Here is a 14178-nt window from a genome sequence, read left to right as displayed (position 1 = left end):
TTGTTTGTGGCAATCAACCGAGAGCACGTATGAACGAATCGACGCGTCAGGACCTGGGACTATTGTTTCTGCGGATCAGCGGGGCGCTGTTCCTGCTGTGGGTGCATGGCTTGCCCAAGTTGCTCAACTACAGCGAGCAATTGCAACTGATCGAAGACCCGTTTCACCTGGGGGCGAACATCACGTTGTTGCTGGCGATTTTCGCTGAAGTGCTGTGCCCGCTGCTGATCATTGCCGGGGTGCTGGTGCGCCTGGCGTGCCTGCCGATCCTGGCGGTGCTGTTGATCGCTTTGTTGGTGGTGCACCCGGAGTGGACGTTGTTCGAAGGGCAGTTCGGCTGGCTGCTGTTGATCATCTTCACCACCTTGCTGATCAGCGGGCCCGGTCGCCTGGTCCTGGGCCAGCGTTTCTCCTGAGCAAAAAAAGGCCGGGCAAGCCCGGCCAAAATAAGGAGAGGGTGGTGCAGGTGTTTCAGCGTTGCAGGAACGCCAGCAGGTCTTCGTTCAACTGCTGCGCGTGGGTCACGGCGAAGCCGTGTGGCGCGTCCTTGTAGACTTTCAGTTCGGCGCCCTTGATCGAGGCGGCCGCCACTTTGCCGGTGGTTTCGAACGGTACGATCTGGTCGCCATCGCCGTGGATCACCAGGGTCGGCACGTCGATTTTGGTCATGTCCGGGCGGAAGTCGGTTTCGGAGAACGCGGTCACGCAATCCACCGTCGACTTGAGGGATGCCAGCATCGCCACCTGCAGGGTCTGGGTCAGCACGCCTTCAGAGACCTTCTGGCCCTGGTTGATGCCGAAGAACGGCGTGTTGAAGTCGCTGATAAATTGCGCACGGTCTTTCAACAGGCCGGCCTTGATGCCATCGAACACTTCAGTCGGCACGCCCTGCGGGTAGTCCGCTTTCTGGCCGAACAGTGGTGTGACCGCGCCCAGCAGTACCAGGCCGGCCACGCGTGCGCTGCCGTGGCGTGCGATGTAGCGGGCGACGTCGCCACCGCCCATGGAGAAGCCCACCAGGGTCACGTCCTTGAGGTCCAGGTGTTCGATCAACTGGGCGATATCGTCGGCGAAGGTGTTGTAGTCGTTGCCGGTCCAGGGCTGATCCGAGCGGCCGAACCCACGGCGGTCAAACGCGATGGTGCGAAAGCCGCGGCTGCTCAGGTATTCCATCTGGTATTCCCACATGTCGGCGTCCAGCGGCCAGCCGTGGCTGAACAGCACGGGTTTACCGCTGCCCCAGTCTTTGAAATAGATCTGGGTACCGTCTTTGGCGACGAATGTGCTCATGAACATCTCCTTATCGAGGGGGGGATAAAACGCAGGATCACTATTGCCGTTAACCGGCTCGAGGGCTTGTACGGGTGTGCTTGCTTGGGGTTACCAGCTGAACTTGAGCTCGACCCCCAGGTAATTGCTGTCGTCACCGCCGGCATCGCGCAGGGTCTGGCCCACGTCGTAGTGCACGGCCTCGACGGCGCCGGTGAGGTTGGGGCTGAACACATAATCGGTGCGCACTTGCGCATAGGCGCCGGTCCAGCGATCGCCCTGGCCTGCGGTGCCGGCCACCGGCAGGTTGGGCTGGGTGTAGACCGCGTCGCTGGTGGTTTGGCGCCACAGCAGGCCGATGGCGGTTTGCACGCTGAGCCTGTCGATCGGCTTGACCGTGATCGACGGCTTGACGTGAATCAGGTTGCTGTAGCCGGTGTAGCCCGCCAGGGAAAAATAGTAGCCGTTGGGGAACAGCGGGTTGAAGGTGCCGACGGTGCCATCCCCGGTTTTGCGGTCGCCCGAGGCGATGTCCAGTTGCAGGCCGATGCGCGGTTTCCAGGCCAGGCTGTCGAAGGTGTAGCCGGTACGGCTGCCACCGGCCCAGGCGCGAATGTCCTTGTTGCCGACCGAGCCGCTTTGCAGCATCGCTTCGATGTCCCAGTCAAAGCCCATGGCCGCGCCGCCCAGGCGTGCGTCGAACAGGTGGCGGGTCTCGTCGCCGTCGGCGTCCAGGTAGTGGGCGCCGGTGCGCTCATACACGCCATAGTAGGCGGACAACTCGTTCTTGCCGCCCACCAGTCGCTCCACACGCACCATGTGGAAGCGCGCATCGCTGTTGGATTTGTCGTCGAAGTGACGCCCGTCCTGATACTGCACCGGCTGGCTGGCGATCCCGATAAAACGCCAGTTGGAGGTCTCCCAGTCGGCCCACAGCGCATCGAAGGACTGCCGCACATTCGGGCCGTCCCGCGATGAGATGAAGCGTTGCAGGTCGAAGGCGAAATCCTGGCGCCCGACACGGGCCTTGAGAGTCCCACTGCTGAAGGTATTCACGTACTCGGCGAAGGCCAGGCGCAGATCGACGCGATTCTGGTCGGCGCCGCCGATCGTGGTCTTGTCGTACGCCCGCGCATCTTCCAATTGGGTGAACACCCGCCAGTGCTCGTTCAGATGCAGGTCGGCGTGGACCTGGAAGCGTTGGATCAGGTAGCGATCACGCTTCACATCCCGCACGCCGAAGCCACTGGCATCGTTCATCTCGAAACGCTCGCGCAACGTCGCGCCCAGGGACAGGTAGGTGTAGGGGTTCGCGCTGGACAGCGGGATGTACTTCAAGCTGTCCAGCGGCTGCGTGCGCAGCGCCGGGTCCTGCAAAACCGACCAGTCTTCCTGCCAGCGGTTGGCCTTGATGGCCGGGCGTGTCGCTTGCTCGTCGGCGTGGACGCTGCCGACGAGCACCGGCCACAGCACGGCCAGGCCCCAGCCTGTGCGGCGCATCATTTTGCGGCGTTGAGTTGATGGATCTCCGCGACGTAGCCGCCCGGAAATTCCACCAACGCACTGCGACGGCCTCTGCTGTCGAACGCAGGCACTAACACTTTCGCGCCGGAGCCGGTGGCCTTGCCCAGGGTGGCCGTCAGGTCAGCCACTTGATACCCGGTGGTCTCGTGGCCGAACGGGTAGGGCAGTTGGCCGTTGGTGACCAGTACCGCCATGCGCCCGAATGGCGATTCGATGTCGACGCGACGGTAGTTGCCGTTGGCTTGGCCGATATCCACGCCAGGGGCATGTTTGTCATCGGCCAGGACTTTGCCGTGGGAGAAGCCGATAAACGATTTGATAAAGGTGTCGGCACGCTCGGCACTGAGGTACACGCGGTTTTCCGGCACGGTCTGGAACGCGGCGTAATCCGGGGTCTTGGTGTGCCAGTAAAGCTGCATGTTCACACCGCCCGGCCACTGCACCACCGCGTCACGCCCGATCGGGTCGGGAAAGTCGCTGACGATCACCGCCGCGCCGTTCTCCCGGGCGGCCTTGAGGGCGACGTCCATGTCCTTGACCAGGTAACCGTTGCGCTCCTGGCCGAACGGGTGCGGGATCGGCGTGGTGAAACCGAACAGCGACACTGTGCCTGCCGGGGTCTGCAGCAGTTGCGACGTGGTGCTGCTGGGCACCGGCAACACGTTCACCACCACTTGGGGTGTGCTTGTGCCGCCGAATGTGGCCAGGAAGCTCTGGGTAAAACGCTCCACATCGGCCGGTGCCACATAGACGTGGCTGGTGTCGTATTGCGGGGCCACGGCGACCGCCGGTGTAGCGGCGAAGGCGCTGTTCATCATGGCCCCGGCCAGCAAGGTGACTGCCAGCGATACCGTCCTGACTTTTCTACACATACCCACTCTCCCGCGTTTTGAGAAAGTCTCGATCTTAGGGACGGGGCCGACCGGCGGATTGTACGGACGTGCTCGGTTGAACGATTCAGCGTCCATGCTGGTCATGGTTGAACGGTGGCATCCAGCAGCCCCAGGACATGCTCGACTTCTGCGCCAGGCACGGGATTGTCTCGGACATCGAGATGATCGATATCCAGGGTATCAACGAGGCGTATGAGCGGATGCTCAAGGGCGATGTGACGTATCGGTTCGTGATCGATATGGACAGCTTGAAAAAGTAAAGCCAAGCGGCGTGAAACGCATTCCCTGAACCGCTGTAGAACCCTTGTGGGAGGGGGCTTGCCCCGATAGCAGTCGGGCAGTCACCGCATAATTGACTGACCCGCCGTTATCGGGGGCAAGCCCCCTCCCACATTATTTTGCGGTGTGCCTGGACCAAGAGGTGCTCGTACAGAATTGTCGCCCCCACTAGCATCAGCACCACACCACCGACCATCTCCGCACGCTTGCCACCAGATCATGTGCAGCCCCAGCCCGACCAGCAGGGTAAACGCGATCCAGTGCTCCCAGTCTCTGGCTGAAACCCTCCCGTTAAGAGCGAACACTGCAACTGTGGCGAGCGGGCTTGCCCCGCGTTGGGTTGCGAAGCGACCCTGGAAGGAGGAATGCGGTGAATCAGGCATGCTCCGGGCGCTGGTTTTGGGGCTGCTGCGCAGCCCAACGCGGGGCAAGCCCGCTCGCCACAGGGGACTTATCGCCCGTTTTGAAAGGGTTGGCCCTCAGGGCCGCTGCGGTTTCACCGACGTCCCGAAGGTATTGCCCATGCGCACGCTGGTCGCCGCCGGGGTGGATAGGCCCACCGCGTTCGGCGGGCGTTTTTCGATGGGGAGGTTCTGCGCCTCGCGGTTCCTTTTGGCCGCCTTGGTTGCGTTCGTGTCGTTGCCCATCTGCTGGCTCAGGCAGCCATAGTCGGGCGCCTTGTAGCCATCCACGCTGACCTCGGCGCACGTGCCGGCAGCGTTTTCGGCATGGGCGAACAGGGGCAGGGCAGCGCACAGCAACAGGCTGGCAAGGGTCGGCAAGGTTTTCATCGGGCCTCCTGGCAGGCCCGAAGGAGTGGGCCGGTAAGGCTTGGAAGTCTAGTGCAGCGAGTCTCTCATCACCGTGATGTTTTTTTTGCTATCACCGTAACATCAGGTTCATAAACTGGCCTCAGGATGACGGTTTTCTAGGGCGCGTCGGCCGTGCAGCGATGCAGAACAGGGGGTGAACAGGGAGCCTGGAGGCGCGTCATGCGCGCCCTGGTCTTGCTGTTGCTGCTGGCCGCTGGTCGCGCGGCGCAGGCAGAGTCACCGCTGCTGCCGTTGAACCTGCCGGCGCAGGACCTGGAACATGCACTGCAAGCCTACAGCCGTGCCACCGGGATGGCGGTGCTGGTGGACCGTGAGTTGACGCGCGGGCGGCGCTCCATCGCCGTGCGCGGGCGCTTCACGGCGCAAGAGGCACTGGCGATGTTGCTGACAGGGAGTGGCCTGATGGCCCGTTATGCACGCAGCGATGCGTTTACCTTGCAGACCCCGCAAGTCAGCCCGCCGCCTACTACGCGGGGTGCGGCGGCACGCAACGCTGCGCGGATCAACAACAGCTACGCGACGGCGTTGCAGCAAGCCATCGAGACCAGCCTGTGCCGCTCGCCGTTGACCCGGCCCGGCAGTTTTCGCGCGCTGGTGCAGGTGTGGGTCAACCCGGATGGGCGGGTCGAACACAGCCGTTTGGTGAGTTCCACCGGCGACGAACAACGCGATGAAGCACTGGTGCGCAGCCTGGCAGCGGCGCGGGTCGAACGCCCGGCGCCAAGCTCGCTGCGCCAACCGGTGACTTTACTTTTGATGCCTGACACAACAGGAACGCGCATGGAATGCACAGCCGCAAAAGGAGCCTCGGAGGGATGAAAAATACCGGGCACAGTACGATGGTCAGCCTGTTCCTGGCCTCTTACGAAGACTTCAAGGTGCGGTTGCGCAAGCGCCTGGGCTCGGAGGACCTGGCCAACGACGTGCTGCACGAGACCTACCTGCGCGTCGACCGCATGGACGTGCCGCCGAACCTGCAACAGCCCAATGCCTACCTGTACCGCATGGCCCTGAACATCGCCGCCGACCGCCGCCAGGCCGATGCGCGCCTGCTCACCGGCGGCGAGGTGGAAGAGCTGCTGCAAAGCGCCGACGAAGCCCAGGACCCGTCGCGAGTGGTGGGCGGCCAGAAAGAAATCCAATCCCTGGTCAAGGCCCTCTACGAACTGCCGGCGCGTCGGCGCAAGATCCTTATCGCCGCGCGCCTGGAAGAGGCGCCGCACCTGGAAATCTCCCAGCGTTTTGGCATTTCCACGCGCATGGTCGAAAAGGAAATCAAGGCCGCCCTGGGCCACTGTGCCAAGCGCCTGGAAAGAAAAGTGATTCAGCGGTTCGGTCCCGGGGCCGGAAAACCGTCTTAGTGTCGAGTCCCTGATAAATCCGTGAGTACGTGCGCGCTTGAATATTTTTAGCCTCTCCACCGCCCGGCAGTCCGCCGCCAGCCCCCTGCACGATGAAGCCCGCGACTGGCTGCTCCTGCTGACCTCGGGCCGCGCCACCGTGGCCGATGCCAAGGCCCTCAAAGCCTGGTGCGCGCAGAGCCCGGAACACGCCCAGGCTTTCGAACAGGCCAAGGCGCTGTGGCAGCAACTGTCCCCGGCCCTTGATCAAATGTCGCAACCGCGCAGCTTTGGCCGCCGTGCCTTCCTCGGCGGGGCCATCGCCGCCTCGGCAGCCGTGGTGATGGTGCGCGTCGGTGTGCCGGGCGGCTTCGCCGGGCTCACAGCGGACTATCGCACCGAAGTCGGCGAGCAGCGCCAAGTGCTGTTGAGCCAAGGCATCAGCCTGGAACTCAACACCCAGACCCGCATCAGCCGGGTGGGCGAGGGCATCGAACTGCTCGAAGGCGAAGTCGAGGTGGTCACCCACGTTTCGCAACCGCTGCTGGTCCAGGCTGGCGAGGGCTCGGTCAGCGCGGCGCAGGCACGCTTCAATGTGCGCAATACCGACCACCGGGTATGCGTCACCTGCATCGACGGTTCACTCGCGGTGGCCATCGCCGGGCGCAGCGTGCGCCTGGACAGCGGCCGGCAACTCACCTACGGCGCGTCCGGCGTCAGCGAGGTGACAATGGTGGACACCCAGGCAGTGGTGGCCTGGCGTGAACAGGTGCTGGTGTTCAACAACGCCACGCTGGCGACGGTGGTGGACGAGATCAACCGTTATCGCCCGGGCATGCTGCTGCTGTTGAACAAGGAACTGGGCCAGCGTCGGGTTCAGGCGCGCTTCAGTTTGCAGCAGTTGGCGGGCGTGGCGTTGTTGATCCGCGATGCGTATGGGGCCAAGTGCACGGAGTTGCCGGGTGGGGTGGTGTTGTTGAGTTGAGGGGCTGCCGCTCGTCGGGTAACTCCAATTTTTACGATGTAAATGGACCGGGCCAGAACGCTAATCTACGCCTGTCGCTTTCAGGTATGCCTGTGTGCTCATGGGTTGAGCGACCGGTCTTTTTCCTCTGACAGATCTCCTTTCTTATCCTCTCTGAATTGTCTTTCTCGTTTGTAGGGGAAAGGACTTTCAGCGTAAGAAAAAACCAGGAAATGTACGTTTCAAGTCTCACTTCCTATCCGGTTTCTTCCTTCGACTGACATTGTTCGGAAGCATCTGACAGCCCTCCAACGCCTGTGTGACAGACAAGGCGACGCCCTCAGGAACGCCGAATTTTTTGTAACCTTTCCTGTTTTCCTTAAGCGTTTCAGCCTCGGCAGCATGGGTGCTCTTTCCATTTGAGTACCTGTGTGAGGGTGAAAGGATGCCGGCTGTTTTTCGACCTGCGCTGCTGGGGATAGCGCTGTTTTCAGGTCCGCTTCTTGCCGCGTCCCCCGTGTCGCCCGGCGACCGCGAATTGGCCCGTGAGCGTCAGCAGCAAGTGTTGGAAGAGCAGCGTCGTCGCCTTGAAGACCTGCAGAACCTGCCCGGCCAAATCGCTGTGCCAACGGCTCCCGCGCTGCTGGAAGACGGCCAGTGCATCACCGTCACGCGTATCAACATTGAAGGCGCGACATTGCTGCCCGAAGGCCAGCGAGAGGCGCTGCTGCAACCCTGGCAGGGGCGTTGCCTGGGGGTGCCCCAACTCAACGCCGTGCTCAAAAGCCTCACCGATCACTACCTGCATCGCGGCTACGTCACCACCCGCGCCTACCTGCCACAGCAGGACCTGAAACATGGCGAACTGAACATCATCGTGGTCGAAGGGCGCCTTGAAGGGCTCGACAGCTCATCGCTGGCCAGCCCGCTGGAGTCCGCCATGACCTTTCCCGGCACCGTAGGGGAGGTGCTCGACCTGCGCGAGCTGGAGCAGTGGGTGGATCAACTGTCGCGCTTGCCCTCGCGCCAGCCGCAGCTTGAGGTGTTGCCGGGGCAGGCAGTGGGGGGCAGCCGCGTGACGCTCAAAGGTGAGCGCCGCGAACCCTGGCGTGTCTCGGCCAACCGCAACAACCATGGCGATGCCAGCACCGGTCGCCAGCAGGCCGGTATCGGCCTGGATTGGGACAGCCCCCTGGGCCTGGCGGATCAATTGAACCTGCGGGCCAGCCGCGACACCGTCAGTGACCGCTGGCGCCATTCCCACAGCCAGAACCTGTTCTACAGCCTGCCGTATGGTTGGTGGACGTTCAATGTCAGCCACAGCCAAAGCTTCTACCGCACGCGCAACGACCTTTCCGGGTTTGCCTTCGCACTGTCAGGCGAGACGTCCAGCCAGCAGTTGCGCGCCGAGCGCGTGCTGCACCGCGATAACCTGGGCAAGACGGCGTTCAGCTTTGGCCTGAGCCACCTGCGGACCCGCAACTACCTGGAAGACGCGTTGCTGCGCACCTCCAGCCATCGCATCACGGAGCGTCAACTGGGCTTCAACCATGGCCGCCGCATCGGCAACGCCTTTCTCAACCTCGATGCCGGCTGGCAACAGGGCATCGGCGCCCTGGACGCCCAGCGCGATCTCTCTACACAGCGCGGCGCGCCGACCTCGCGCTATCAGAAATACACCCTGACCCTCAGCTATTTGCAGGCCTTTCGCTGGCTGGGCCAGCACTGGAGTGTCGACAGCCTTGCCACCGGCCAACACGCCGAAGACGAACTCTATGGGCCACAACGCCTGAGCGTCGGCGGCCTCGGTGCGGTGCGCGGGTTCCAGCAACAGAACCTTTCGGGCAATAGCGGCGGCTACTGGCGCAGCCAGGTGCGCTGGCGCCAACCGGTGGCCTGGGAGGCGCTGCGCCCCTGGGTGCACGAAGTGGGCGTGGGCTTTGGCTACGACGTCGGAGTGATCCGCCGTGGCCCGCACAACCCTGACGTTGCCGGGCGCCTTACCGGCCATGCCTGGGAGCTCAGCGCAAGCGGTACTCACCTTGCCGCTTCGCTGGTGCTCGCCCGCTCCCTGGAGCGCCCGGCCATCGTTGAACGTCGCGAACACCCGATCTACGCCCGAATCGACCTGTTTTTCTGAATAACAACAAGGAACCTAGCCTATGGACGTGCGCCGCCCGTTTTACCAGTGCCTGGCCCTGAGCCTCGCAGGCATCATCTTCCTCAACCCGATTGTCGCGGCCGCCGCCGAGCTGAGCGTGGACCCGGCCAGCCCCGACACCAGCCTCGGCCATGCGCCCAACGGCGTGCCGGTGGTGAATATCGCCGGGCCCAATGGCAGCGGGCTGTCCCATAACCTGTTCACCGACTACAACGTCGGCAGCAACGGGCTGATCCTCAATAACGCCACCCAGGCCACGCAAAACACCCAACTGGGCGGTGTGATCCTCGGCAACCCAGGCCTGCAAGGGCGGCCTGCCAGCGTGATCCTCAACGAAGTCACCGGTGGCAACCGCAGCTACTTGGGGGGCTACACCGAAGTGGCGGGGCATGCCGCGCGGGTGATCGTCGCCAATCCTCACGGCATCACCTGCAATGGCTGCGGGTTTATCAATACGCCGCGCGCGACGCTGACCACCGGCAAGCCCGTGATCGAAGGTGGGCGGCTGAATCACTTTCGCGTAGACGGCGGCGATATTGCGCTGGAGGGCGCCGGGCTCAATGCCCGCAATGTCAGCCAGTTCGATCTGATCACCCGCACGGCCAAGCTCAACGCGCAACTGCATGCCGACCAGCTCAACATTATCACCGGCCGTAACGATGTCAGTGCCGACACTTTGCAGGCCCGTGCCCATGCCGAAGATGGCCGGGACAAACCGCAACTGGCCATTGATGCCAGCGCCCTCGGCGGCATGTACGCCGGGACGATTCGCCTGGTGGGCACTGAGCAGGGCGTCGGCGTAAGGCTGGCGGGCGATATGGCCAGCACCGCCGGCGACATCGTGATCAACGCCAATGGCGGCTTGAGCCTGTCCCACACCACCAGCGTCGGCGCCCTCACGGCCAAGGCCGCGTCGATTGACTTGCAAGGCCCGACCTTTGCGATGGCTGATATCGACCTGCAGGCCCAGGGCGATCTGGTGGTGCGGCAGACCCTGGCCAGCGCCGGGAATGTCAGCCTCGAAGGCAGTACGGTGAGCAACCAGGGCAAGGTCGTCAGCGGCATTCTGGAAGACCGGCGTATCGCGGGCAAGCAGCTGAGCATCAAGGCCCAGCGCCTGGATAACCCGGGTGAACTCAATGCCAGTGGCCACCTGGAAATCACCAGCGGCAGCCTCGATAACAGCGGCCAGATCGCCGCCGACAGCGCCAGGATCGAAGCCCGCCAGGACCTGAGAAACACTGGCCAGGTGGTCACCGCCGGCCAACTTGAAATTGCCGCCGGACAGGCCATCAACCATGCCGGGACGCTGCATGCCGAAGGCGATTTGAGCCTGGTCGCCGACAGCGTCGACAACAGCGGCAAGATCGTGGGGGCAGGCACTGCGCTGAGTATTGCGGCCGGCACGTTCACCAACGCGGGCGAACTGCTCGGCGACAACCACCTGCACCTGCAGGTCGATGGCGACCTGAACAACAGCGGCCTGATCGCCGCCAAAGGCGATGCCCATATCAGCGCATCAAACCTTACCCAAGACCACGGCCAGATTCTCAGCGGCCAAGACATCCAACTGCGCGTGCGCGATGTACTGCATAACCTCGGCGTGCTCAGCGCAGCGCGGCATATGCAGATCAATGCGGCTCAACTGAATAACCCCGGCACGCTCGGCAGCCAAGGCAACCTCCTGCTCACTGCCAACGTCACCAACAGCGGCCTGCTGTTCAGCGGCGGCGACCTGCATGTGCGTGGCGAGCATTTCAGCAATCTTGAAGGTGACCTCTACAGCGTCGGTGACTTCAGTTTCGCCGGCACGCGCTTCAGCAACCTCTCCGGCAGCGTGGAAACCGAAGGCAACCTGCACATCAACGCCCGCGAGTTTGAAAACGCCCGCACCCACCTTGTCCTCGAACGCGAGCTGGTCGGCGGCAGTATCCAATGGGTCTGCGGCCAGCACTGCCACGGCAACGACAGCTACAAGCGCGGCACTATCTACATCAGCGAAATCTGGCGCGAAACCGCCGCGCCCAACTCCACCAGGGCGGCGCGACTGGTGGCCGGCAAAGACCTGCGTATCGACGCGCAGACCCTGGAGAACCGCTACAGCCTGCTCGCCGCCAATGGCGACGTGCACCTTTCCGCCAACCGCCTTATCAACCAGGGCGCGGCCTCCCAGACCGGCATCTCCAGCACCATCATCGGCACCCCCGGTCGCATCGATAAAGCCCTGTGGGACCAGATGGAATTCCACGACCTGCCGGCCTTCAATAACGCACCCTTCGACCCCGTGCGTTTCGCCGAACTCAAGGCCCGCTCGACCGGAGAGGGGTTCAGCAACCCCGGCACCCTCACCACCTGGCGCGAGGATGGCCGCGAAGTCTATGCCGCCACGCTGCAAGCCGGCGGCCGCCTCAACCTGCAGGCCACCGAGTACCTGCAAAACGGCACCCTGCGGGAAAACACCCTGGCGCAACTGACCGGCGACATTGGCCACAACCCCAACGACCTTGAACTTAGCCCGGATCGCCTCAGCGATGACCTGACCCAACCGCCGGAATTCCAACTCCCCAGCGGTAAATACGGGCTGTTTATCCCCAGCAAGAATCCAGGCAGCCCCTACCTGATTGAAACCAATCCCCTGTTCACCCACCTGGCCAACTTCCTCAGTTCCCAGTACTTGCTCGACAAGATCGGCTACAGCACCGACGAGGCCTGGCGACGCCTGGGCGACGGCTACTACGAAAGCCGCCTGATCCGTGACGCCGTGCTGGCGAAGACCGGGCAACGCTTCCTCGCCGGGCTGGAGAGCGACGAGGAACAGTTCCGCTACCTGATGGACAACGGCCTCAGTGCCCGCGACAGCCTGCAATTGAGCGTCGGCGTCGGCCTCACCGCGCAGCAGGTGGCGGCCCTGACCCACGACATCGTATGGATGGAAAAACGCCAGGTGCAGGGTGAAGACGTGCTGGTGCCGGTGCTGTACCTGGCGACGGTCGATGCCAATAACCTGCGCGGTGGCAGCTTGGTGCAAGGCCGGGACATCAACCTGGTCAGCGGTGGCGATATCGTCAGTGTCGGCACCTTGAAAGCGGCACAGGAGCTGACCGCCATCGCCGACGGCCGCCTGCTCAATGGCGGCACGCTCAGCGCCGGTGAACGCATCAGCCTGCTGGCCACCGACAGTATCCGCAACGCGATGGCCGGCGAGATCCGTGGCAGCCATATCGAACTTACCAGCGTCACCGGCGACATCGTCAACGAGCGCACCGCCCACGCCAAGCATCAGGGCGACGGCACCCTTGTCACCCATCTCGACCAGGCGGGCCAGATCAGCGCCGCACAGCACCTCACGCTCAACGCCGGGCGCGACATCACCAACCGCGGCGACATCAACAGCGCTGGCGATGCCAGCCTGAATGCCGGGCGCGACATCAACCTCATCGCCGTCACCGACACCCAACAGGTGCGCACCACGGAAAACGGCGGCCACCGGGTCACCCAACACAGCCGCACCGAACAGCTTGGCGCCAACCTCAACGCCGCCGGCAGCCTGAGCCTGCATGCCGGGCGCGACATCACCCTATTGGCCAGCCACGCCAACGCCGGCAAAGACCTGACCGTCGCCGCCGGTGGCAACCTCCACCTGTTGGCCGCTGCCAACGAAACCGATCACGCGGTCAACAGCAAACGCGGCGGCGCCAAGGAGCATGAGCAAACCACCCAGGTGCGTCACGTGGGCAGCCAGCTCAACGCCGGCGGCCAACTGAGCGCCAGCGCGGGGCAAGACATCGTGCTGCACGCCAGCCAGGTCAGCAGCGCCAAGGATGCGTATCTGGTGGCGGGTGGGCAGTTGCAACTGCTGAGTGCCAATGACAGCGACTACAGCCTGTATGACTACAAGAAAAAAGGCAGCTTCGGCGCCCTCAAGACCCAACGCGACGAAGTCACCGACGTGCGTGCGGTGGGCAGCCAGATCACCACAGGCGGCAACCTCGACCTGATCAGCGGCGGCGATCAGCTGTATCAAGGGGCAAGGCTGGAAAGCGCGGCGGATATCGCCATCACCAGTGGTGGGGCGGTGACCTTCGAAGCGGTCAAGGACCTGCATCAGGAGAGCCACGAGAAGACCAATAACAACGCATTCTGGGTGGCATCCAAGGGCAAGGGCAGCACTGACGAAACGCTGCGCCAGAGCCAGTTGGTTGCCGGGGGCACCATTGCGATCCAGGCCGTCCACGGTTTGCAGATCGACATCAAGCAGGTCAATCAGCAGAGCGTCAGCCAGTCCATTGATGCGATGGTCAAGGCCGACCCGCAATTGGCTTGGCTCAAGGACGCAGAACAGCGCGGGGATGTGGACTGGCGTCAGGTCAGGGAGGTCCACGACAGCTTCAAGTACAGCCACTCCGGGCTGGGGCCGGCCTCGCAACTGATCATTGCCATTGTGATGTCGGCGGTCATCGGGCCCATGGCGACGGCCGCAGCAGGCGGCGGTGTCGGCGGCGCCATGGTGGGTGCGATTGCGACCGGCGCCTCGACCAATGCCAGTGTCAGCGTGGTCAACAACCGGGGCAATCTCGGTGCCGTGTTCAAGGACGTGACGTCGTCCGATGCCCTGAAGGGCTACGGGGTTTCGGCGATCACTGCCGGCCTGACGGTGGGTTACTTCGACCCATGGACCGGAGCGCAGACCAATACCACCATCAGCAAAGTGGCCACCTCCGGCTCGCTGGGCACCTGGAGCGGCGTCGGCCAATTCGCGGCCAACCAGGCGCTGCAGAACGGCACCTCTGTGTTGCTGAACAAAGCCCTGGGGCAGGGCGGCAGTGTCAGTGACGCGCTGAAAAATGCCTTGTTCAACACGTTGGCGGCGGCCAGTTTCAACCTGGTAGGGGACTACACGAAAAACGTCCTGGCG

General features: G+C 63.4%; 10 protein-coding genes and 2 pseudogenes. 7 read left to right on the top strand and 5 right to left on the bottom strand.

From position 1 onward, the window contains the following. Positions 1-29 precede the first annotated feature (29 nt). Entirely contained in the window at positions 30-416 is a 387-nt protein-coding gene (locus BM017_RS15575) for a DoxX family protein (protein WP_071488263.1), read from the top strand. Between the two features lie 55 nt (positions 417-471). On the opposite strand, the gene BM017_RS15570 is transcribed toward BM017_RS15575, so the two are convergent. The 3 genes from BM017_RS15570 to BM017_RS15560 form a co-directional block, all read right to left on the bottom strand. Further along, the gene (locus BM017_RS15570) at positions 472-1290 is read right to left on the bottom strand and encodes an alpha/beta fold hydrolase (protein ID WP_092245939.1); all 819 of its coding nucleotides are present in this window, start codon (positions 1288-1290) and stop codon (positions 472-474) included. Positions 1291-1380: 90 nt separating this feature from the next. Next, entirely contained in the window at positions 1381-2772 is a 1392-nt protein-coding gene (locus BM017_RS15565; RefSeq protein ID WP_092245937.1) for an alginate export family protein, read from the bottom strand. Next, positions 2769-3665 carry a VOC family protein gene (locus BM017_RS15560; protein WP_092245935.1) on the bottom strand — a complete coding sequence of 299 codons (897 nt, stop codon included), beginning with the start codon at positions 3663-3665 and terminating at the stop codon, positions 2769-2771. The genes BM017_RS15565 and BM017_RS15560 overlap by 4 nt, the downstream gene beginning before the upstream one ends. Before the next feature lie 107 nt (positions 3666-3772). Here BM017_RS15560 and BM017_RS28890 point away from each other — a divergent pair. After that, positions 3773-3946, top strand: a pseudogene (locus BM017_RS28890) (NAD(P)-dependent alcohol dehydrogenase); the annotation flags it as partial. Positions 3947-4053: 107 nt separating this feature from the next. Here the strand turns inward: BM017_RS28890 and BM017_RS29640 are convergent. Beyond that, a pseudogene (locus BM017_RS29640) lies at positions 4054-4176 on the bottom strand (hypothetical protein); the annotation flags it as partial. Positions 4177-4444: 268 nt separating this feature from the next. After that, complete coding sequence (locus BM017_RS15550) at positions 4445-4756, bottom strand: hypothetical protein (RefSeq protein ID WP_092245932.1); 312 nt, start codon at positions 4754-4756, stop codon at positions 4445-4447. A 201-nt stretch (positions 4757-4957) separates the two neighbouring features. On the opposite strand from BM017_RS15550, the gene BM017_RS15545 reads away from it, so the two are divergent. The 5 genes from BM017_RS15545 to BM017_RS15525 form a co-directional block, all read left to right on the top strand. Then, positions 4958-5617 (top strand): TonB family protein, encoded by a 660-nt coding sequence (locus BM017_RS15545; RefSeq protein WP_170856085.1) that lies wholly within the window; start codon positions 4958-4960, stop codon positions 5615-5617. After that, positions 5614-6159: an RNA polymerase sigma factor gene (locus BM017_RS15540; RefSeq protein ID WP_092245929.1), complete on the top strand. Its 546-nt coding sequence runs from the start codon at positions 5614-5616 to the stop codon at positions 6157-6159. The genes BM017_RS15545 and BM017_RS15540 overlap by 4 nt, the downstream gene beginning before the upstream one ends. Before the next feature lie 37 nt (positions 6160-6196). Next, positions 6197-7123, top strand: a complete 927-nt coding sequence (locus tag BM017_RS15535) for a FecR family protein (protein WP_092245926.1) — start codon at positions 6197-6199, stop codon at positions 7121-7123. 424 nt (positions 7124-7547) lie between these two features. Further along, positions 7548-9242 carry a ShlB/FhaC/HecB family hemolysin secretion/activation protein gene (locus BM017_RS15530; protein WP_092245921.1) on the top strand — a complete coding sequence of 565 codons (1695 nt, stop codon included), beginning with the start codon at positions 7548-7550 and terminating at the stop codon, positions 9240-9242. A gap of 22 nt (positions 9243-9264) precedes the next feature. After that, positions 9265-14178: two-partner secretion domain-containing protein (locus tag BM017_RS15525; protein ID WP_139216863.1), on the top strand; the 4914-nt coding region annotated here is incomplete at its 3' end.

The sequence above is a fragment of the Pseudomonas sp. NFPP04 genome, assembly GCF_900113815.1.
GTDB classification, from domain to species: domain Bacteria; phylum Pseudomonadota; class Gammaproteobacteria; order Pseudomonadales; family Pseudomonadaceae; genus Aquipseudomonas; species Aquipseudomonas extremorientalis.
Note: the sequence above shows the minus strand (reverse complement) of the source record. Positions and strands in the feature narration are given on the sequence as shown.

Bases quoted from the DNA above. Each gene is read 5' to 3' on its own strand.
- BM017_RS15560 (WP_092245935.1), bottom strand. From the start codon at position 3,665: ATGTGTAGAAAAGTCAGGACGGTATCGCTGGCAGTCACCTTGCTGGCC.
- BM017_RS15540 (WP_092245929.1), top strand. From the start codon at position 5,614: ATGAAAAATACCGGGCACAGTACGATGGTCAGCCTGTTCCTGGCCTCT.
- BM017_RS15565 (WP_092245937.1), bottom strand. From the start codon at position 2,772: ATGATGCGCCGCACAGGCTGGGGCCTGGCCGTGCTGTGGCCGGTGCTC.
- BM017_RS15575 (WP_071488263.1), top strand. From the start codon at position 30: ATGAACGAATCGACGCGTCAGGACCTGGGACTATTGTTTCTGCGGATC.
- BM017_RS15550 (WP_092245932.1), bottom strand. From the start codon at position 4,756: ATGAAAACCTTGCCGACCCTTGCCAGCCTGTTGCTGTGCGCTGCCCTG.
- BM017_RS15570 (WP_092245939.1), bottom strand. From the start codon at position 1,290: ATGAGCACATTCGTCGCCAAAGACGGTACCCAGATCTATTTCAAAGAC.
- BM017_RS15530 (WP_092245921.1), top strand. From the start codon at position 7,548: ATGCCGGCTGTTTTTCGACCTGCGCTGCTGGGGATAGCGCTGTTTTCA.
- BM017_RS15545 (WP_170856085.1), top strand. From the start codon at position 4,958: ATGCGCGCCCTGGTCTTGCTGTTGCTGCTGGCCGCTGGTCGCGCGGCG.